General features: G+C 53.0%; 17 protein-coding genes. 9 read left to right on the top strand and 8 right to left on the bottom strand.

All coding sequences use genetic code 11. The features are described 5' to 3' along the window. Nucleotides 1-95 precede the first annotated feature (95 nt). The 4 genes from QNH46_RS24135 to QNH46_RS24120 form a co-directional block, all read right to left on the bottom strand. Nucleotides 96-1,148, bottom strand: coding sequence for an efflux RND transporter periplasmic adaptor subunit (locus QNH46_RS24135; RefSeq protein WP_283926379.1), 1,053 nt, complete (start codon nucleotides 1,146-1,148; stop codon nucleotides 96-98). Further along, a complete protein-coding gene (locus QNH46_RS24130; RefSeq protein WP_283926378.1) occupies nucleotides 1,145-4,258 on the bottom strand; it encodes an efflux RND transporter permease subunit in 3,114 nt (1,037 codons plus the stop codon). The genes QNH46_RS24135 and QNH46_RS24130 overlap by 4 nt, the downstream gene beginning before the upstream one ends. A gap of 104 nt (nucleotides 4,259-4,362) precedes the next feature. Beyond that, on the bottom strand, nucleotides 4,363-5,712 hold the full coding sequence (locus QNH46_RS24125) for a sensor histidine kinase (RefSeq protein ID WP_283926377.1): 1,350 nt from the start codon (nucleotides 5,710-5,712) through the stop codon (nucleotides 4,363-4,365). Beyond that, nucleotides 5,709-6,395: a response regulator transcription factor gene (locus tag QNH46_RS24120; RefSeq protein ID WP_283926376.1), complete on the bottom strand. Its 687-nt coding sequence runs from the start codon at nucleotides 6,393-6,395 to the stop codon at nucleotides 5,709-5,711. The genes QNH46_RS24125 and QNH46_RS24120 overlap by 4 nt, the downstream gene beginning before the upstream one ends. Before the next feature lie 215 nt (nucleotides 6,396-6,610). Here QNH46_RS24120 and yycF point away from each other — a divergent pair, with 215 nt between their 5' ends. From yycF to QNH46_RS24095, 5 genes are all read left to right on the top strand, one after another. Next, nucleotides 6,611-7,324 carry a response regulator YycF gene (gene yycF, locus QNH46_RS24115; RefSeq protein WP_213591755.1) on the top strand — a complete coding sequence of 238 codons (714 nt, stop codon included), beginning with the start codon at nucleotides 6,611-6,613 and terminating at the stop codon, nucleotides 7,322-7,324. Between the two features lies 1 nt (nucleotide 7,325). Further along, nucleotides 7,326-9,149: a cell wall metabolism sensor histidine kinase WalK gene (walK, locus tag QNH46_RS24110; protein WP_283926375.1), complete on the top strand. Its 1,824-nt coding sequence runs from the start codon at nucleotides 7,326-7,328 to the stop codon at nucleotides 9,147-9,149. Then, nucleotides 9,146-10,426 carry a YycH family regulatory protein gene (locus QNH46_RS24105; RefSeq protein WP_283926374.1) on the top strand — a complete coding sequence of 427 codons (1,281 nt, stop codon included), beginning with the start codon at nucleotides 9,146-9,148 and terminating at the stop codon, nucleotides 10,424-10,426. Before walK ends, QNH46_RS24105 begins: the two co-directional genes overlap by 4 nt. Before the next feature lie 90 nt (nucleotides 10,427-10,516). After that, nucleotides 10,517-11,266 (top strand): two-component system regulatory protein YycI, encoded by a 750-nt coding sequence (gene yycI, locus QNH46_RS24100; protein ID WP_283926373.1) that lies wholly within the window; start codon nucleotides 10,517-10,519, stop codon nucleotides 11,264-11,266. Nucleotides 11,267-11,274: 8 nt separating this feature from the next. Further along, nucleotides 11,275-12,081, top strand: coding sequence for an MBL fold metallo-hydrolase (locus tag QNH46_RS24095; RefSeq protein WP_213591748.1), 807 nt, complete (start codon nucleotides 11,275-11,277; stop codon nucleotides 12,079-12,081). Here QNH46_RS24095 and QNH46_RS24090 read toward each other — a convergent pair. Further along, complete coding sequence (locus QNH46_RS24090; protein ID WP_283926372.1) at nucleotides 12,050-12,253, bottom strand: hypothetical protein; 204 nt, start codon at nucleotides 12,251-12,253, stop codon at nucleotides 12,050-12,052. The genes QNH46_RS24095 and QNH46_RS24090 overlap by 32 nt on opposite strands. Nucleotides 12,254-12,589: 336 nt before the next feature. Here QNH46_RS24090 and QNH46_RS24085 point away from each other — a divergent pair, with 336 nt between their 5' ends. The 4 genes from QNH46_RS24085 to rlmH all read left to right on the top strand — a co-directional run bounded on the left by QNH46_RS24085 (nucleotide 12,590) and on the right by rlmH (nucleotide 17,175). Further along, on the top strand, nucleotides 12,590-13,897 hold the full coding sequence (locus tag QNH46_RS24085; protein WP_283926371.1) for a S1C family serine protease: 1,308 nt from the start codon (nucleotides 12,590-12,592) through the stop codon (nucleotides 13,895-13,897). A 163-nt stretch (nucleotides 13,898-14,060) separates the two neighbouring features. Further along, nucleotides 14,061-16,016, top strand: a complete 1,956-nt coding sequence (locus tag QNH46_RS24080) for a glycerol-3-phosphate dehydrogenase/oxidase (RefSeq protein ID WP_283926370.1) — start codon at nucleotides 14,061-14,063, stop codon at nucleotides 16,014-16,016. 133 nt (nucleotides 16,017-16,149) lie between these two features. Beyond that, entirely contained in the window at nucleotides 16,150-16,317 is a 168-nt protein-coding gene (locus tag QNH46_RS24075; protein WP_019639440.1) for a CxxH/CxxC protein, read from the top strand. A gap of 378 nt (nucleotides 16,318-16,695) precedes the next feature. Continuing rightward, the gene (gene rlmH / locus QNH46_RS24070) at nucleotides 16,696-17,175 is read left to right on the top strand and encodes a 23S rRNA (pseudouridine(1915)-N(3))-methyltransferase RlmH (protein ID WP_019639441.1); all 480 of its coding nucleotides are present in this window, start codon (nucleotides 16,696-16,698) and stop codon (nucleotides 17,173-17,175) included. Nucleotides 17,176-17,302: 127 nt separating this feature from the next. Here the strand turns inward: rlmH and QNH46_RS24065 are convergent, their stop codons facing one another. The 3 genes from QNH46_RS24065 to QNH46_RS24055 form a co-directional block, all read right to left on the bottom strand. Further along, a complete protein-coding gene (locus QNH46_RS24065; RefSeq protein WP_283926369.1) occupies nucleotides 17,303-18,166 on the bottom strand; it encodes a CPBP family intramembrane glutamic endopeptidase in 864 nt (287 codons plus the stop codon). Nucleotides 18,167-18,321: 155 nt separating this feature from the next. Next, nucleotides 18,322-18,534 carry a response regulator transcription factor gene (locus QNH46_RS24060; RefSeq protein WP_283926368.1) on the bottom strand — a complete coding sequence of 71 codons (213 nt, stop codon included), beginning with the start codon at nucleotides 18,532-18,534 and terminating at the stop codon, nucleotides 18,322-18,324. A gap of 195 nt (nucleotides 18,535-18,729) precedes the next feature. Next, nucleotides 18,730-19,581 (bottom strand): aldo/keto reductase, encoded by an 852-nt coding sequence (locus tag QNH46_RS24055; protein ID WP_283926367.1) that lies wholly within the window; start codon nucleotides 19,579-19,581, stop codon nucleotides 18,730-18,732. Between the last annotated feature and the right edge of the window lie 76 nt (nucleotides 19,582-19,657).

The raw sequence follows: 19,657 nt of genomic DNA, 5'->3' as shown, positions 1-19,657 counted from the left end.
TATAGAGGTAGTTCAACAAGTCATGTTCAAATAAAAATGGCCCGCGCGTCCGGCGTTCCTGATGGAACACCGTCACGCAAGGCCATTTTTTTATATCAATTTGCCGCAAGGACTTCGACCTCTTGATTGTCTTTCAATTGGTGTTGGCCCGATACCACGACCTGATCTCCCGTGGCCAAGCCTTCGATGACCTCCTGATACAATTCGTTAAGGCGTCCGAGTTCCACTTGCCGCTTCTCGACTTTGCCACCGGAGAAGAGGTAGACGTAGGTGTTGCTCTCTTCCCGGATAATCGCCGTCGTTGGGATGGTGAGCACTTCCTGCTCTGCTTCATCGGTCAGCCGCAGCTGCACTTTGGTTCCCGGCTTCAGGGCCAGATTGGCGTTGTCGGCTTGCAGCTCCAGCTCATAAGTTCTGTTCATCGTGTCCATGATGTCGGCGAAATAGACGATTTTCCCTTTAAACAGCTGGTCCGGCCGATCGGCCGCATAGAACGAAAGCTCGGTTTTGCCTTTAAGGAGCTTGGCGTTTTCTTCCGTGATGTTCGCCTTGATTTTGACCGGGTTGATCTGCTGAATTTTGCCAACGATCCCTTGGTTTATGGTCATGCCGGACTCAATCGAAAAATCGGTCAGAATGCCGCTGATTGGAGCGGTCACTTTATAATTGTCCAAGGTGCGGTTGATTTGCTCGATATCGAGTTGTGCCATTCGAATTTGATCTTTCAGCGGCTGCAGGGCATCCGGATCGTCTTGCGCAGCAAACTGGCCCTCTTTCAGATTATTCTGGGCCGTGCGGAGCCCGATTTCGGCCTTTTGCTTCTGCAGCAGCACATCGGCTGGATCCAGTTCAAACAGCAGTTCCCCCTGTTTTACCTGATCACCACGCTTTTTCAACGCTTTTAGCACGTCACCGCTTGCTTTGACCACGACATCTCTTTCCGCTGAAGCTGTCACTTCGGCTACCGTCTCCTGAGGAGCGCCAATGCTTCTCTTTTGAGCTTCACTGATCTTGACAGCGGGCTTCTGTATGGTCTTCTGCACTTCCATTTGCGTTTCCTGAGGGGCATTGCAGCCGGCCAGAGCTGTTCCGCCCACGGCCAGCAATGCGCTGCCCATTATAATTTGTATCCATCGTTTGTTTCTCATTGACTTACCACTCCCTCACTGATGTCGTCGGATGATTTATCGACTCGGCCCCTTCTTCGGAACAGACGGCCCATCCGGTTCTTGAATGATTCCAGTAATTCGTAGACGACCGGAACGACGACCAATGTCAGAATCGTTGACGTAACGAGTCCGCCGATCACGACGACGGCCATGCCTTTCGAAATGATCGCTCCGCCTTCGGTAAACCCAAGCGCAAGCGGCAGCATGGCGACCATGGTTACGACTGCTGTCATGATGATCGGTCTTAGGCGAAGCATGCCCGCTTCGACCAAGGCGTGGCGAACGGTGTAGCCTTCGTCGCGAAGCTGCTGCGTCCGGTCGATAAGCAGAATTGCGTTGGTCACGACGATCCCGATCAGCATCATGAAGCCGATCAGCGAGGTGATGCTCAACGCTTCGCCGCTGATCAATAGACCAAGCAAACCGCCGATTACGGCAAGCGGCAGCGAGAACAGGATGACAAACGGTGCGCTCAGATTGCCGAAAGCAATAACCATGACGAGATAGACGATAAATACGGCGGCCCCCATGGCGACAAACAGCTGGGAGAAGCTTTCTCCGATATCTTCGTTAATCCCGCCGACTTCGCGCGATACACCGTCAGGAAGCTCAACCTGATCCAGAGCCATCGCGACTTGACCGGCAACACCGCCCTTGTTTTGGCTGTCGATTTTGGCGGTAATGTTCACGACCTGTTCCTGGTCGTTGCGCTGAATGCTGGAGGCGGCGTTAATGATGTTCAGCTTCGCCACCTCTTTCAGATAAACGATGGAGCCGCTCCCTGTACGGAACGGGATATCCCCCAGCTTGGACAGCGTATCGATGCCCGATTTATCCAGTTGGACCGTTGTCGTGTAAGTGATGTTATCCAGCTTGACATCACCGATTTCATCCTCGGCCAGCCAACCGGCGACGGTCTGCTGTACCGTAGAGGCGCTCAGTCCGTATTGCCAAACCTTGTTCTGATCGACTTCGATCTCAAGCTCCTTCTTGGCATCGCTGAGGGAGTCTTCCACTTCCTTAATTTCTGGAAAATCCTTCAGCTTCTCCTTCAGCAGCGCAGATGCTTCAACCAACCGATTGAGGTCATCCCCTTTCAGGGAATATTGGAAGTCGGTGCCGCCCGCCGAATTACCCTCCAAGGATCTAACGTCCAATTCAGAGTCTACCGGTAATTCGGCCATCAAAATATTTTTGTATTGATCCTGTACAGTTTTGACATTGCTGCCTTCGCTAACTTCGGTGAAAATCTGCGCCCGGTAAGGCGTTGCCTCCGTGGAGCCGTCAAATCCGATCAGTGCTTCAGTAAAGGTAAATTGCGGCTGGCCATCGGCCGTCTTCGCAAGATGCAAAATCTCTTCCATATCTTTGATTTTGGCATCCATAGTTTTCAAAGAAGTTTCGTACGGCATCTTAACGACGAAGTAAAACTGCCGCGGAGGCTCTTCCTCCGGCATCAAGGTGATCGATAAAAACGGTAGCGTTCCGATAATTGACGCGATAAACAGGAATCCTGCTGCCAGCAGCGTTTTGATCCGGTGGCGCAGCGACCATTCCAGGACACGGCGGTAAAAAGCTGTCGAGCGTCCTGCCTTCTCTTCATGGTGCTTGATCTTGGCTCCGCGGAGCACCAGCACCTTCGCCAGCATCGGGATCACCGTCAATGCTACGAGCAGCGAAGCTAACATGGCGGTGGACAGCGTAATCGCAAACGGCTGGAACAATTGCCCGACCATACCGCTGACAAATGCGAGCGGGGCGAAGACCCCGACCGTCGTTAGTGTGGATGACGTAATGGCTGCGCCGACTTCGCGGGTAGCCAGCTTAATGACCGATTCGCCGCGCTCCTGCGCTTTCTGCAAATGTGAATATATATTTTCGATAACGACGATACTGTCGTCCACGACCCGTCCAATCGCGATGAACATACCACCGAGCGTCAGAATGTTCAAGGAAATGTCCAAGGAATTCATAACGAGCAGTGTTATCAGGATCGAAAGCGGAATCGAGACCAGAACGATCAAGGTCATGCGTATATTCCGCAGGAACAGCAGGATGACGAGCGCTGCCAGCAGCGCGCCGGTGAGCCCCTCATGCACCATTCCGCTAATGGAGGAACTGACTAGTTCCGAAGTGTCATAAATCGTCTTAAAGCCGATATCAGGAAGCTGCTGCTCCCATTTAGAGAACAGGGACTCGACTTCCCCGGCGAAATCGACGGCGTTGGCATCGCTCGTTTTGTACAGCTGGATGCCGATGGCTGGCTGCTGATTCAGGCGAGCTACAAAATCGGATTCCGAGATCGATTCGACCTTGCCCAGCTGATTCAAGCGAACCCGGGTGCCGCTCTGGGTCAGCAAGTCCATATTTTCCAAGTTATACACGCTGTTGGTGTCGCCCTTTACACGGGCCATCAAGGAGCTGCCATCGAGATCGACGGCTCCTGCCGGCAGCGAAGTGAGGTTTTGGCGCACCTGGCCGGATACTTGTCCGGGAGTAAGGCCGAAATCATTCAGCTTCCCGGCATCAAGCTTGATGGTAAGCTTCGTTTCCCGCGCTCCGATTTCGTCCATGTGGTCGTAGCCCGGGATCGATTCGAGTTCGGGTTTGATCTCGTTCGCATACCATTGATCCAGTTCTGACTGGCTCATGCCATTCTCGCCATAGATGGCGAAGTAATAAGCCGGAATTGAGGCGAAACCGAAGGTGGCCACCTTCGGAGTGCTGGCCGAAGCGGGAAGATTGACCTCTTGCAGCAAGCTTTCAATATCCTGCTTTTTCTTTTCAGGGTCAGCCTTATCGGTCAACATGACTATAATGGTCGCAAAGTTGTCGCTTGACGTAGAGTCCAGCGAGGTAACTCCCTCCATGTTGGCTATTTTTTTCTCTATCGGCTTGGTTACTTGTTCCATGACGTCGCTGGGAGACCCGGGATATTGGGCCGTTATGTATACCATGGGAATCGAGATGTCCGGCATGATTTCCGTCTTTAAATTCCCAGCCGCATATAGGCCGCCGCCAAACAACATGATGATCATGATAAACAAGGCGCCTATATTCTTCATGGAAAAACTAGTTAGTTTGTTCATGGTAATCCTCCTATCTTAAGAAAGATTACCGTATAAATGTGAACTGAATATGAATAAGAAGCCAAATTTACAATTATCTTGGCAGGGCAAAAGAACTAAATTGTTCAAGATGGCAGGGTGACCGTGATTTCCGTTCCGGTTCCGGGCTCGCTGCGCACTTCGATATGGCCGTGATGCAGGTCTACGATTCTTTTGACGATCGCCAGGCCCAGACCGTTGCCATTATATACCCGGTTGCGGGAGCGGTCCGCCTTGTAGAACCGTTCGAAGATTTGGGCCTGGTCCTCTGGTGCAATGCCGATTCCCGTATCTTTGATTGTCACGGAAACCTGGTGGATGCCCCGCCGAACGTCAATGGCGATTTTGCCGCCTTCCGGCGTAAAGCGGATGCTGTTTCCCAGCAGGTTGATCCACACCTGGTCCAGCTGGTCCCGGTCACCGCAAATTTTGACGACCGGCAGTTCCAGATCGATCGCAATCGATTTGGCGGCCCATTGCGGCTCCAGAGCAACAGCCGTTTGCCGGATCTGTTCATCGAGCCGGAATGTGACGGGATGGAACGGATGGTGCTTCGACTCAAGCGAGGCCAAATGCAGCAGGTTGTCGCTCATTCGGGACATTCGCTCGCTCTCCGCAATAATGATGTCTAAATATCGATCCCGGTTCTTATGGTCAAGCGTATCGTTCTCCTTCAGCGCCTTGGCAAATCCGCGGATGGACGTAAGCGGCGATTGAATTTCGTGCGAGACGTTAGAGACGAAGTCCTGGCGCATTTCCTCAATTTGCTGCAGCTGCCGACGCATTTCGTTAAAGCTCTGCACCAGGACACCCAATTCGTCTTTACGCCGCGCTTTCAGCTCGCTGCTGAAATCCCCTTTGGCCATCCGCTTCGTCGCTTCCGTCATTTTGCGCAAAGGCTGGATCAAAAAAGCGGCTTCCACAACGAAAAACAGGCTGCCGCCCACCAACAGGACAGTGATCCCGGTGAGGATCATGCCGCCGATCGGATAACCGACCTGGCTGTTCGAGCTTGGCTCGATAAACATGGCATAGGTTTGGCCTTGATGCCCGAAAGGCAGCCCTACATAGGTATGTCCTTCAGAGGTAGTGCCCTTCAAGGTCTCCCCTTGAAGCACGCGTTCGACTTGCTCCCGGCTTACTTCGATTAGGGAATCGGAGCCGTATTTTTCCTCGGACAGGGAGCCGTCGAAAACTTGCATGCTGACCATATTGGCCAGATCCTTGATGTCGTCCATCACCAGGGCCCGGCGGTCGTATCCGACCCGCTCGAAAATCCGGATCAGGCTTTGGCCCAGAGTAATCATGTAGTCCTGGGTTTGATCCTGGATCTGACGCTGGTATAAATAACCGATAACCATCGTAGAGGTCAGCAGGCTGACGAGAATGGCTACCAGAAACATCACAACAATACGGACATATAGCGATTTGATCATTTGTCCACCACAAGCCGGTAGCCGAGCCCGTATACGGTGGCGATATGAAAGGAGTGTGCCTCCTGGCCGCTTGCGGGGAAGCGTTCGCGCAGCCTTTTGATATGGACATCGACCGTACGGTCATCCCCTGTATAGTCCAGACCCCAGATTTGTTCGATCAGCTGCTCGCGGGTAAAAATCTGCCCGGGATAGCTTCCTAGCTTGAATAGAAGCTCGAATTCCTTAGGCGGGAGCATGAACTCTTCGGAGCCGCGGATCACTTTATAGCTTTGGCGGTCCAGCAAAATGTTCCCGAGCTGAATGCTTTGGGAAGAAGCGATTTTGTATCGCTTGAGCAGCACTTTGATCCGGGCCACCAGCTCGAGCGGCTCAAACGGCTTCACGACATAATCGTCGGCGCCCAGATCAAAGCCCTTGATTTTTTGCCCAGTTTCGCCCTTCGCAGTAACCATGAGCAGCGGCGTATCCGGGTACAGGCGGCGCAGCTCAGCGCACAGCTCCCAGCCGTCCATGACCGGCATCATGATGTCGAGTACAACCAGGTCGGCGATTTCCTGCTCCATCATTTTCAGCGCCACGGCGCCGTTTTCGGCCTGGATGGGGCGGAATCCTTCCTTCGATAAATAGAGACAAATCAGTTCGCGTATATGGGGATCGTCATCGACGAGCATAATGGTGGCCATAGGGTTAATTATCCTCCTTAAGTGACTGGTAAAAATAAGTAAATGTATGTATGATCTAAAGCGAACGGGATCTTCACCGTCAATGATAGAGTAACAGTTTTAGGCGAGGGCATTCAATACTTGCCCTAGGCTTCCCGATAGCTGATGCTGCTTAGGATATGGTAAGATAGAGGAAGATCAAAGCCATGATCGAAAGTTTGGGGTGAATCGCAATCATGCTAGGTAAAATTTTAGTCGTGGACGATGAGCGTCCAATTGCCGATATTTTGAAATTCAATCTAGAAAAAGAAGGGTACGAGGTAATCCTTGCTTTCGATGGAATCGAGGCTGTGGAGCTGGCATTCAACGAGCAGCCGGATCTCATTCTGCTTGATTTGATGCTGCCCGGCAAGGATGGCATGGATGTGTGCAGAGAGGTGCGCGCCAGACTGCAGACGCCGATCATTATGCTGACCGCCAAGGATGGCGAAATCGATAAAGTGCTTGGGCTGGAGCTTGGAGCCGATGATTATGTGACGAAGCCGTTCAGCACGCGGGAGCTTCTTGCCCGGGTGAAGGCGCAAATGCGGCGGCAGCAGAAGCCGGCTCAGCTGGAAAGCGCCGAGGGCAAACAGGGAATCAGCTTGTTTGAGCTGTTTATCGATACAGATATGTATACGGTATACAAAAATGGCGAACCGTTGGATTTGACTCACCGGGAGTTCGAGCTGGTTCATTATCTGGTGAAGAATGCTGGAAAAGTAATGACCCGAGAGCATCTGCTGCAGGCGGTATGGGGTTATGACTATTTCGGAGACGTGCGGACGGTGGACGTGACGATTCGCCGGCTGCGGGAGAAGATTGAGAGTGATCCGAGCAAGCCCGAGTATATTTTGACCCGGCGCGGGCTTGGCTATATGATGCGCAGCTCCAAGGCGGGTGGATTCTAGGATGAATCTGCCCTCCTTCTTCCGTACGATCCAGGCTAAGCTGATCATGATTTATGTGCTCCTGATCCTGATCGCGATGCAGTTGATCGGGGTCTATTTCGTGAGCGCCATGAAAACCTCGCTGACCAGCAACTTTACGAAGGAGCTTCAAGAGCGGGCGGCATTGCTATCGGTGCTGGCTGCGCAAAACTTGGGGGTTACCGGAGAATCGGCAGATGCATCGCTAGACAATTTAAGTGTCCTCGTCAACAATTTATTCAATATTAACGGCGCTGAGATTCAGGTGCTGGATGCGAGCGGCCGGGTTCTGACGACCTCCAAGCCATCGCATGCCGATTACGTCGGCACGAAGAATACGCAAACGGTAGTCAGCCGGGCATTGCAGGGCATACGCGACAATGAAGAGTATATGATCGATGAAGATAACGTTCGCAAGAAGGTGGTAGCCAAGCCGGTCGTAAGAGACGGAAAGACGGTTGGCGCCATTTATATCGCGGCATCGATGACCGAGCTCTACGATACGATGGAGCGGATCAATAGCATATTCATTTCCGGCTTATTGCTGGCCCTTGCTTTGACCGCTGTATTGGGCGTTATCCTCGCACATACGATCACATCGCCGATCAAGGAGCTGACCCGGCGGGCGACGGCGGTGGCGGAAGGACGGTTCCATCAGAAAATGCCGGTGCTCGGCAACGATGAGATCGGCCAGTTGAGCAAGGCGTTCAACTATATGACAAGCCGGCTGCAGGATGCGCTGGCACAGAATGAGGAAGAGAAGGAGAAGCTGGCCTCTATTCTTACCAATATGAGCGACGGCGTTATCGCCGCGGATGAGAAATATCAGGTCATTCTGATGAACCGGAGAGCCAGCGAGATGCTGCGGGTTCAAGAGGAGGCAGTCAGCGGCAAGGATATTATGACGCTGCTGCATTTGCCGCTGGAGGAACGGGCCGTACTGGAGCGGGGAACGATGCACTCGGCTATTCTGGAGATCGATTCTCCGGAAGGGGACATGTTTCTCATCCGCGTAACGTTTACGCCGATTCACCGGCGGGAATTCGGCATCAGCGGGACGATTGCCGTACTGCAGGACGTGACGGAGCAGGAGAAGCTGGAGGCGTCCCGAAGGGAGTTCGTCGCTAACGTCTCCCACGAATTGCGGACGCCGCTAACGACGATCAAGAGCTATACCGAGGCGCTGGAGGACGGCGCGCTGCAGGACCCGGAGCTTGGTCCGCGGTTTGCTTCCGTCATTCAGAATCAGACGGACCGAATGATCCGGCTTGTTACGGATCTGCTTCATTTATCCCGTCTCGATTCGAAAGAAGCTCTGCTGCGCAAGCAGTCGATTGGTGTTCTGGAAATGCTGGAAGAGGTCGTGGATCGATTCTCCTTCCAAATGCAGGAGAAGGAAGTTCATCCGGAAATCTTTATTGAGGAAGGTGTCGATACCGCCTGGATGGACCGGGATCAAATCGATCAAGTGCTGGACAATTTAATATCCAATGCGATGAAATATACGCCAGAAGGCGGAAAGATTGCTTTTGAGGCGCGCCGGGTGGATGACGGCATGATTGCCATATCGATCCAGGACAACGGAATCGGTATTCCGAAGCGCGATTTAGAGCGTATTTTTGAGAGGTTCTACCGAGTGGACAAGGCTAGAGCCCGCAATATGGGTGGAACCGGCCTTGGCCTGTCCATTGCCCGGGAAATTGTGAAGGCCCATGGCGGTACGATTAATTTGGAATCCGAGCTGGGGGAAGGCACCAAAGTAACCTTTACACTGCCTACACAGGAGCAAGGAGGCGAGGGACGGTGAAGGAAACGGTGAAATCTTTCCTGCTTACTTTGCTTGTAGTCTGCAGTCTGGTGCAGAGTTATTTTCTGATTTACCGGCTCCCGGGCAGCGATCCAGTGGTCAAGACGGAGAATGATTATATCAAGACGGAGAATATGGGGGCAGAGATGCGGGCTGAGGAGCTCATATTTCCGGCGCAAATATCCGTTCACATGGGGGAGAACCAGCACACGGTGTTTTACCCGGATTCGATGTTCTACGATTTGATATATTCCCGCCTGAAAGGGCGGATGTTCGAAGGATTTCAGCGCAACGCCGTAGACAATATGAACTGGACTGAAATCCGCAGCAAATATCCGGGCGTAGAGCTTCAGTTCGGCAGCGGCGTGCCCGTATCGCTTCTGCGAAAGGTGATGCAAATATCCGCTGATCCGCTGTTTGAGGAAGAGAGTATCCACCGGATATTGATCTATACCGGGGAAAATGAGGAACGGGCGCGCGTCTTCTTCTTCAGCTCGCACGGGGATGTCGTGTATGAGGCAACGAAGGCCGATTTGACGGTGCAGGACGTGAGGCAGCAGGTCGATTTCGGCAAGGACTGGATCCCGTACACGCTGAAGGATGGCTATTATATTCCGGAGAAGCCCATTGATATGGTAGAGACCCTGCTGAAGGTAGGCGTGTTCTCGACCGAGCAGATTCAGGGCAGCCTGTTCTTTGACCCGAGTATTACGAGAATCATACGCGAGAAGGACGGTTCAGAAATTTATACGGACAGTAAGCGGAGCCTGCAGGTAAGGCAGGATGGGAACTGGATTAACTATACCGATCCGGCGGCGCCGTCTGCAGGCGAGAACAGTCCGGCAAGCAATGCGTTATCCTCGATCGACTTCGTGAACCAGCATGGCGGCTGGAACGGCAGCTACCGCTTGGAGCAAATGGACGGTTCGGATGAGATGGACGGGGTGGTATTCCGCCAGTATTTCGGGAATGGGCAGTTTGGGGCTTTTCCGATCATGGATTTCCGGTCGTTCCGTTTCGGAACCATTTCGCTGGCCCTGCGGCAAGGCACGATTACAGGATATGAACGTTCCTTGCTATATGTCAAAGCGGGAGATTGGGACAAGCAGGTCGTTCAGCTGTCCGGCGGCCAGGAGCTGAGGGACAAGATCGAGAAGCTGTCTGACGTCATCAACCTGTACCCGGCGTATTTGCCTTCGCTGAGCCAGGAGGGGCTGCTGCTGAAGCCGACCTGGATCGTCGAGCTGAGCAGCGGCGCTGTACATGAGCTGAATTAGGGTACAGGCGAAGGGCAAGGCAAGCTGCGTCACTTCATGTGCAGCAGGAAAGAACAAGCGCCGTTTATTTATTAAGGGAGGTTGCGGAACATGGATTGGGGCAGAGCTAAAAATGTGCTTATTTACGCCTTCTTGCTGCTGAATTTAGTGCTTGGCTACCAGCTCTGGAATGACCTGAGGGAGCAGGCCGACTCCAATCCGGACCTTACTTCCCTGGAGAGCAGCACGCAGAAGGTGATGGAGAGCAAGCGAATCAAGGTGCTGGCGCAAATTCCGAGCGATTCGCCACAGCTGCGCAAGATATCCTACCGCTTTGTAGATGGGCAGCAGAGCCATAAAGTAACCGATCTGCCGGTTCCTGTGGACAGCAAGCTGATTTTTACGCCGAAGGAGCTGGCCAATGCGCTGAAGCAGAGCCTTCCCGACATCGGAAATTACCGTTATGACGAATGGGCGGGAAACGAAAATGTATTCGTTCTCCATCCGCTTGTGGACGGGAAGTGGCCGCTCTTCAAAATCAATTTAGAGCTGCATTACGCCAATCAGAAGATCGTGTCTTATCGTCAGGACATTATTGAAATTAACGAATCGGCCGATGAGAAGGAGCAGCAGGTGCTGTCCGCTTCCAAGGCTCTGGGCAATCTTATTGAGAATTTCCTGCCGGAGGGCTCGGTAGTAACGAGCATTGAGCTCGGATATTATGGCCAGGTGTTCGATTCGGACGCCGACCTGCCGGCATCGCCGGCATGGCGCTTCTTGCTGGAGAGCGGAGAAGAGTATTACGTGCAAGGCATTAGCGGGGACGTCATCAGTCCTAACACGAAGGAATCGAAGGAGTAATGGGGAACATGGGTTTACGATTTACGATACTGTCGAGCGGATCTACCGGGAATGCTACGGTAGTGACGGACGGAGAGATTACACTGATGATCGATGCGGGGTTCAGTGCCCGCCGTATAGATGAACTGCTGCTGGAGCGCGGATTGACCGGAGAGAATTTGACGGGCATTCTGGTGACGCATGAGCATTCCGACCATATTAAAGGGCTTGGGGCCGTAGCAAGAAAATATAACTTGCCCATTTATGCCAATGAGAAGACATGGCAGGCGATGGAGAAGTCGATCGGCAGCATTCCCGAGGAGAACCGCTGCCTTCTGGGTACCGGGGAGGCGCGCGATTTCGGGTCAATGCGGGTGGAGTCGTTCGGCATTTCGCATGACGCGGCCGAGCCTGTCGGTTATACCTTCAGCGATGGCCGGGAGAAGCTGAGCGTTTGCACGGATCTGGGCTACGCAAGCGATAAAGTGAAGCAAGCGATCGCCGATTCGGACGTGCTTGTGCTGGAGGCCAATCACGATATCGAAATGCTGCGGATGGGGCGTTACCCCTGGAATATTAAGCGGCGCATTCTTGGCGATATGGGGCATTTATCGAATGAAGCCTCGGGCGAGGTGCTCAGCGATCTGCTTAACGGCCGTATGAAGCGCACCTATCTGGCCCATCTCAGCAAGGAGCATAACATGCTGGATCTGGCCAAAATGTCGGTTCGGAGCGCTATGGAGGACCGCGGCTGCTTCTATAAGGACAGCGAGTTCCGCCTGTGCGACACCTATGCGGATCGTCCTACGCCGTGGGATAGGGTGGGCGAGCCTTAGAGCTGTCCAGTTCAGTGGACTTCTGAGCAATCTCTTCGCTGCTGAGAACGCCCTTCTCAATGAGCAGCTCCATCATAGCGCTTAGCGTTAGCAGCTGATGATAGTGCTCCTCCTTAAGATCGGCCAGCTTGGCCAGGATATTCACCTCGTCCATCGGGGAGAAATAATCCATAATCATCCTCCTTAAGTTGAAATTCCCGGTATTTCCCTCAATGGAAAAACCTTCAGGAACGCTTCGTATATGGTAAAATGAATCTATGAATCTATCGCTTTAACATTAGTTTAGTCTTGTATGAGCAGAAACATTCCTAACACTTTGAAAAATAAAAAATTACAGGAAGCCAGCAACTTCATACTGAACCATCTCGTTAAGAAGTAAGGGGTTTGTACGGACATATGGCTTTGCCTACCGGGAATAAGGTGAAGTAAGAGCTTCGCTTTAATTGCAAGCATGAGACGAGTCGGAAGCGAGTAGCCTAGGAGCAAGTCACGGAGGGAGAGAGTTCGGATGGGATTGTTTGATGACGATTTTTATTCCACGAAAATATCGCGGCGGCATGATCGGAGAGCGGAGAGCCGGCGCGGGTGGAACAGAAGGAAACGCGGCTCGGGGTGGTCCACCCTGCAGGTGTCGATCGTTTCTTCCGTGCTGAGCGCGATTGTTGCAGTGCTGCTCTTCAGTTTCATTACGGGGCTTCCCTCTTCCAAGGCCAGATTTGCTGCAGGGGGTACCGTGTTTGGCGGAGATCTTGACCCGTTCAGCCGGATCAGCACGGCGGCGGCAAAGGTCGGGCCCACGGTCGTTAGCATTCTGAACCATAACGAGCTGTCAGGCGGAGATCCAGAGCAGGCGGCGCTTGGATCTGGTGTTATTTTTAAGAAAGAGAAAGGCAAGGCCTTCATCATTACGAATGCGCATGTCATTCAAGGAGCCAGTGATTTGGAAATCTTGACGAGCAGCGGGGATTCGAAGGAAGCCTCGGTGGTAGGTCAGGACGTCATCAGCGACATCGCGGTTCTGGAAGTGGATGACAGGGGGATTACCTCCGTGATATCGCTTGGGGATTCCACGAACCTGCGTCCGGGAGAGACCGTACTTGCCGTAGGCAATCCGCTGGGGCTTGGGGGTACGCTGACCTCGGGCATCGTCAGCTATACGAGCCGGGTAATCCCGGTATCGATCAACCAGGACGGCAATTATGACTGGGAGCAGGAAGTTATTCAGACCGACGCGGCGATCAACGACGGCAATAGCGGCGGAGCGCTGGTCAATCTGAACGGCGAGCTGATCGGCATCAATACGATGAAAATTGCGGATATGGGCGTGGAAGGCCTGGGATTCGCCATTCCGGTCAGCGAGGTCATGAAGACGGTTGACGATTTGATGGAGCACGGAAGGGTGGCTCGTCCGTACTTGGGCGTATATACTCTTGATTTAAACAATCCGTTCTCCATATTTAGCGACGAGGATCATCGGGAATTGATGCTGCCGGAGGAGGTGAAGGATGGCGTTATCGTGCTGGAAGCACACGGCCCGGCAAAATCGGCAGGGCTGAAGCTCAATGACGTCATCGTTAAGCTCGACAAGCAGCCGATCCAATCGACCCTTGATCTGCGCAAGTATTTGTACGGACACAAGAAGATCGGCGAAGATATGGAGGTCAGCTTTTATCGGGAAGGCGAGCTGCAGCGTGTCAAGGTCAAGCTGGCGGATAAGCCTGAAGATGCAGAGCTGGAGGAAGATACGTACGATATGCCTGGTGAGGAGCATGATGCCGGGGACTCTGGCTTCGGCGAGTTTGAGCTTGATCATTAGGGTTGCTAGGACCGCCGGAAGGCCATTAGGAATCTATGGGGATTATAGTCTGAATTGAAGCAAATGAAGTCAATACGCAGGGGAGCACATTACAAGGCAGCCGAAGGGAAACGGTGAAGGGTAATTGTGCTCCCTTTCTTGCAATAAGAGGAGGTAGACGAAGATGACAGCTCCGTTTGCAAGCAGGATGAGAATGCATTTACTTCAAGAAATGGAACAGGCTCCGCTTGATTTGTTAATTATTGGCGGCGGAATTACAGGCTCTGGCATTGCTCTGGATGCGGCTGCCCGCGGAATGAGAGTCGGGCTTGTTGATATGCAGGATTATGCGGCAGGCACGTCCAGCCGTTCAACGAAGCTTGTCCATGGCGGGCTGCGTTATTTGAAGCAGCTCGATATCGGCGTCGTGGCCGAGGTGGGCAAGGAGCGGGCGATTGTATATGAGAACGGGCCGCATGTGACGACGCCGGAGTGGATGCTGCTGCCGATATATAAGGAGGGCACCTTCGGCAGGTTCAGCACTTCGCTTGGACTCAGAGCCTATGACTTTCTGGCCGGCGTGAAGCGGGAGGAACGGCGCCGGATGCTGAGCGCGGCACAGACGCTGGCAAAGGAGCCGCTGCTGCGCCGCGAAGGGCTGCAGGGCGGCGGATACTATGTGGAATACCGCACGGACGATGCCCGGCTTACGCTGGAGGTGATCAAGGAGGCAGCGGCGCACGGGGCGCTTGCGGTGAATTATGCCCGGCTGGAGCGGTTCGATTATGAGGCTGGACAGATTACAGGGGCAGAAATCGTCGATGTTCTTAGCGGCAGGCAGTATGCTGTAAAGGCCCGGTGCATCGTCAATGCCGCCGGCCCTTGGGTTGATACGCTGCGGCAGCTCGATGGGTCGCAGCAGGGCAAGCGGCTGTTGCTGACGAAGGGGATCCATCTTGTGGTGGATCAGAGCCGGTTTCCTTTGCGGCAGGCGGTGTATTTTGATACGCCGGACGGTCGCATGCTGTTCGCCATCCCCCGGGACGGCAAGACCTATGTGGGCACGACGGATACGGAGTACACCGGGGATATGGTGCATCCCCGCATGACGGAGCGGGATCGGCAGTATGTTCTCGATGCGGTGAACGGCATGTTCCCTGAGCTGCGGATTACGACGGAGGATATCGAGTCCAGTTGGGCCGGCATTCGTCCCCTGATTTACGAGGAAGGGAAGGGCCCTTCGGAGATTTCCCGCAGGGATGAGATCTGGCAGTCCGAGTCCGGCCTGATCACCATTGCCGGCGGGAAGCTGACGGGCTATCGGAAGATGGCGGAGATGGTGGTGGATCGGGTTGCGGCTCAGTTGAAGGAGAAGGCTGGCCACGGCAGCGGGACGGACAGGGATAGAAATGGGCGTGCTGAAGAAACGGGAGGTTTCCGTAAAGGCGCTTCGGGCAGCGGAGTTGAAACAGGCGGCGTGGCTGTACCTGTTGTGGGTGCCGGTGGGAAATATCCGCCGTGCCGGACGAAGGAGCTGCCGATTTCAGGCGGCCATGTGGGGGGAGCGGCCTCTTTTCAAGACTATGTAACGAATAAGACTTTGGAAGGGACCGGCCTCGGCTTGCCTCGGGAATTGGTGACCAAGTGGGCGGCCTGCTATGGGTCCAACGTGGATCGGTTGTTTGAGCTGGTGCGGGAGATGGGGAATGAGCCGGCTGTGGAGGTTAAGGCTGCTAGGGCAGCGGGAGAACTACGAGCATTGGGTGGCGCTGGAGTGGCAGACACTGCAGAAATGCCCGAACCGGCGGAGATCAGTAAAGCGGATGATAGCACTGAGGTTGAACAGCCCGCTGCGCTAGGCGTGTCCGATGAGGGTAAGCTTCCCTTGGAAGTCAGTGTGCCGCTGAGGTATGCGATGGAGCATGAGATGGCGGTGACACTGGAGGACTTTTTCGTCCGCAGGACGGGGGCGCTTCTGTTCGATATCGACTGGGTAAGGAAATGGAAGGGACCCGCCGCCGCATATATGGCTTCCTATCTGGGCTGGAGCACGGACGAGCAGGCTCGTTATGCGGAGGAGCTGGAGAGTCGGCTGTATGAAGCGGTCGTGCCGGAGGATGCTGCGGAAGTGGACGGTTAGAGAGGCGATATTTGTGGGGAAAATGGTTCCTTTTTGCCCTGGAGTGTGGTAGAACTGAAAAGGGTATACTGTGTTTATCGTGGAACCGAATGGCGGATCGTGAGACGAGCTAGAGAAAGGATGCTTTCATTTTATGTATGTAGTTTGCAAAGATCATGTGGAATTAGCGATCGATATGTTCGTGGACGAGTTCGAGGAGGCTCCGGACATTGTCGATTTGGATCAAACGAAATTTATCGAGTGGGATCCTCCAGTGACCTGCCAGGAATGCGAGCAGCGGGCGAAGTTTTTGATTATATGACGTGCGGCTAACCTGGGAGTGAATTGTGGCCATTTCGGACGGCTAAGCAATGTGCATAGGGTTAGAGTCGATGGCACGGACTTATTGGAATGATAGATTAAGTGCAGAGGGCGGCTTCTTCATCCTTGGGTGTGGAGAGCGGCCTTTTTGCGTAGATTAGCGATGATGGGTAAAATGAGTGGGGAAAGCGGAATTACTTAGGGTATGTAGGTTCAATAGGAATCAAACCAATGGTAACGCCAGTCAGGGTGTTATAGGGTGTTATAGGGGAATTATGGGGAAATTACATAGAAGATATACGTAATGTGAACAAGCGCAATGGATTTCAAAAATGAGGTGCCGCTCTTTTCGGGGCAGGCTGAATAGGAGAGGCTTAGGATGTTTATTCAAATTGTGGCTGTCGGTAAATTGAAGGAGAAGTATTTGGTGCAGGGGATCGCCGAGTATGCGAAGCGGCTGACCCCGTACGTGAAATTTCAAGTCGTGGAGGTGCCCGACGAGAAAGCGCCGGAGACGATGAGTGAGGCGGAGGTGCAGGCCGTGAAGGCACGCGAGGGTGAGCGCGTGCTGGCCCAGGTGAAGAGCGATGCGCATGTCATCGCTCTGGAAGTAGGCGGCGAGCTGTGGAGCTCGGAGGAGCTCGCCGCCACGTTCGACAGGCTCGGCACGTATGGGACGAGCCATGTCGTGTTTGTCATCGGCGGGAGCCATGGGCTCGCCGATGCGGTGCTCCGCCGCGCGCAGCAGCGGTTGTCGTTTGGGCGCATGACGCTGCCCCATCAGCTTATGCGCCTGGTGCTGGTGGAGCAGATTTATCGCGCGGTGAAGATTAATCGGGGGGAACCGTATCACAAGTAGGTCGAAGTCAAGAGGCACCTCAACAGGTGCCTCTTGACTGCCGAGAAGCTTCAGAAGTTGCTTTTTTTAGTATTTGTCCAGTCTGTTTGCAATCCTTAAATACGTACTGTCCGTCATCAAGGCTTTCCTAACGTACCCGATTCCGTGCAGCTCCAATCAGCATGGGAATGACAATCAGAAGGCTGACCATAACCGGAACGATAGAGCCCTCGAGTCCAAAATCCCCCCCTGTGAGAATTGCTGCACCGTTCACTTTCACAGTAAACAGACCTGCTGTAGAGTGTCCAGAAACAGGAATACCAAGTAAACCCTCAAGTGCATTCCAGGCAAAATGTAGCCCCATGGGAAACCATAGATTCCGTCGCCACAAGAATGCGGCTCCGAGCAGAATACCTGCTTCTATGGTAATGGCAAACGCGCTCCATAGTGTTGCCCCTGTATTCCCAAGATGGGCAGCTCCAAAGAATAGTGAGGTCACAGCGAGTGCGAGCCAGTTTCCCGCCAATTTATTAATGGCTTGAAACATAAGCCCACGAAAGATAAGCTCCTCAATAATGGCTGCGTTTAAAGCTGTTGTAATAGAGGATATTAGAACAGAACCCGTGTCCGCAGTACTCGCCCATTGAAAGGAGTAACCTCCCGCAGCAACAATAATTAAAGTGGACACTGTGATAAAGATGGCTCCAGTTAGTAATCCCATGCCAGCTTCAATTCCTGCGCGTTTTCTTGATATCTCAGGAATTGACCGACGAGCCAGGTATTTCATCGTTAGCCTAAAGACCATGATGGCTACAATGACAGCCGTTAGTGTCAAAAGAAGGGAAGCAACTCCCTTTGCTTGCTCTGCTAATGGCCGGAAAAGTGTATCCACGAGAATAATGCCGATGGTCCCCACAATCATCCAGATGATTGGAAAGCGCCACAATAGACGCCCTGTACTTAATTTCCCACCAATATGCTGCTTCTCTTTATGTGCAGACATTTTCTTCATGTGCTGCTTCAGCCTCCTCTATTACTTGATAGACATGAGTATAGGCTGAAAAAGTAATAAAGAGAAAGTACGCTTTTGTCATGATTTGGTCATATGAACATGTTCAAAAAAGCTAGCGACTATTATAAGTTGCCAGCTTCTTGGGTATCGGCTTCTTAGTGATCCATGAATCCCGAATCTCGGGCTTTACGAATAGCCTCCCGCCTTCCCCTCACATTAAGCTTCGAATAAATCGTTGAGATGTAATTTTTAACCGTTCCTTCACTTAGAAACAGCGCCTCAGCAATGTCTTGATTGCGCAAGCCAGAAGCCAGCTTATGTAGCACTTCAATTTCACGAGCGCTCAGCCCGTATTCATTACTTAACATGCATAGAAGGCCATCGAGGTAATCGGTGGCCTGAACGAACTTGGTTCAACTATCGTTCTCCGTTAGTTGTGCGAGTTCGCCCACTCTGCCATTTCAAAATTTCTATTCAAGTAAAGAAAGGACAGGGGCACCCGCCCTGTCCTTTCTTAAATAGATGAGGATAAACGCGTAATGAGTTTATGTTTCGACCGAGGTTTACAGCTCGACTCTCCAGTTGCCCATCATCTTGGCGACTTCCGGGTCACGGTACGATAAGAAGAGACTTTCCCGTGTATCGAGGGTCGAAATTTGTTCCATATCGTCTGCACTTAACTCAAAATCGAAAATGTCGAAGTTTTCGACGATCCGCTCTTTGCGCACCGATTTTGGAATGACAACGACTTCACGCTGAACAAGCCAGCGCAACACAATCTGGGCGACGGACTTGTTGTGTTTTTCAGCAATCGAGGTCAGCACTTCGTTTCCGAACATGTTGCCCCGTCCTTCAGCGAACGGCGCCCACGACTGGTGTTGAACTCCCTGCTCTTTCAAAAGAGCGCTGGTCTCCGTCTGCTGGTACAACGGGTGCGTTTCGATCTGGTTGACGGCAGGCACGATTTCGTTATGCACGATGAGGTCCATCAGACGGTCGGGCAGGAAGTTGCTGACACCGATCGCTTTGATCTTGCCTTCGCGGTACAGTTCTTCCATCGCGCGCCAAGCGCCGTAGTAATCGCCGAACGGTTGGTGAATCAGGTATAGATCGAGATAGTCGAGCTGCAGCTTCTTCAGGGATTTGGCAAACGCCAGCTTGGCACTCTCGTAGCTGGCATCCTGAACCCAGAGCTTGGTCGTGATGAACAGCTCCTCACGCGGTATGCCGCTACGCTTGACCGCGCGTCCGACCGCTTCCTCGTTCAAATAACCAGCGGCGGTGTCGATCAGGCGGTAACCGGCCATCAGTGCTTCATATACGGCGTTTTCGCATTCTTCAGCGTCGGGAACTTGGTAGACACCGAAGCCGATGATCGGCATTTTCACTCCGTTGTTCAATGTTACGGTTTGCATGGTAATTCCTCCTATTGTTCAAATGTATAACAGCAAACGGCTGCGAATCCCGGGGGATCGGCGCTGCAGAGGGGGG

Source organism: Paenibacillus woosongensis (assembly GCF_030122845.1).
In the GTDB taxonomy this organism is placed as follows: Bacteria; Bacillota; Bacilli; order Paenibacillales; family Paenibacillaceae; genus Fontibacillus; species Fontibacillus woosongensis_A.
This window is presented reverse-complemented; position numbering and strand designations above follow the sequence as displayed.

What these genes read in the sequence shown, in the direction of transcription:
- QNH46_RS24095 (WP_213591748.1), top strand. Translation starts at nt 11,275, where the DNA reads ATGGGTTTACGATTTACGATACTGTCGAGCGGATCTACCGGGAATGCT.
- walK (WP_283926375.1), top strand. Translation starts at nt 7,326, where the DNA reads ATGAATCTGCCCTCCTTCTTCCGTACGATCCAGGCTAAGCTGATCATG.
- QNH46_RS24130 (WP_283926378.1), bottom strand. Translation starts at nt 4,258, where the DNA reads ATGAACAAACTAACTAGTTTTTCCATGAAGAATATAGGCGCCTTGTTT.
- QNH46_RS24090 (WP_283926372.1), bottom strand. Translation starts at nt 12,253, where the DNA reads ATGGATTATTTCTCCCCGATGGACGAGGTGAATATCCTGGCCAAGCTG.
- QNH46_RS24085 (WP_283926371.1), top strand. Translation starts at nt 12,590, where the DNA reads ATGGGATTGTTTGATGACGATTTTTATTCCACGAAAATATCGCGGCGG.
- QNH46_RS24135 (WP_283926379.1), bottom strand. Translation starts at nt 1,148, where the DNA reads ATGAGAAACAAACGATGGATACAAATTATAATGGGCAGCGCATTGCTG.
- QNH46_RS24080 (WP_283926370.1), top strand. Translation starts at nt 14,061, where the DNA reads ATGACAGCTCCGTTTGCAAGCAGGATGAGAATGCATTTACTTCAAGAA.
- QNH46_RS24055 (WP_283926367.1), bottom strand. Translation starts at nt 19,581, where the DNA reads ATGCAAACCGTAACATTGAACAACGGAGTGAAAATGCCGATCATCGGC.
- yycI (WP_283926373.1), top strand. Translation starts at nt 10,517, where the DNA reads ATGGATTGGGGCAGAGCTAAAAATGTGCTTATTTACGCCTTCTTGCTG.
- QNH46_RS24065 (WP_283926369.1), bottom strand. Translation starts at nt 18,166, where the DNA reads ATGAAGAAAATGTCTGCACATAAAGAGAAGCAGCATATTGGTGGGAAA.
- QNH46_RS24120 (WP_283926376.1), bottom strand. Translation starts at nt 6,395, where the DNA reads ATGGCCACCATTATGCTCGTCGATGACGATCCCCATATACGCGAACTG.
- yycF (WP_213591755.1), top strand. Translation starts at nt 6,611, where the DNA reads ATGCTAGGTAAAATTTTAGTCGTGGACGATGAGCGTCCAATTGCCGAT.
- QNH46_RS24060 (WP_283926368.1), bottom strand. Translation starts at nt 18,534, where the DNA reads ATGTTAAGTAATGAATACGGGCTGAGCGCTCGTGAAATTGAAGTGCTA.
- QNH46_RS24125 (WP_283926377.1), bottom strand. Translation starts at nt 5,712, where the DNA reads ATGATCAAATCGCTATATGTCCGTATTGTTGTGATGTTTCTGGTAGCC.
- rlmH (WP_019639441.1), top strand. Translation starts at nt 16,696, where the DNA reads ATGTTTATTCAAATTGTGGCTGTCGGTAAATTGAAGGAGAAGTATTTG.
- QNH46_RS24075 (WP_019639440.1), top strand. Translation starts at nt 16,150, where the DNA reads ATGTATGTAGTTTGCAAAGATCATGTGGAATTAGCGATCGATATGTTC.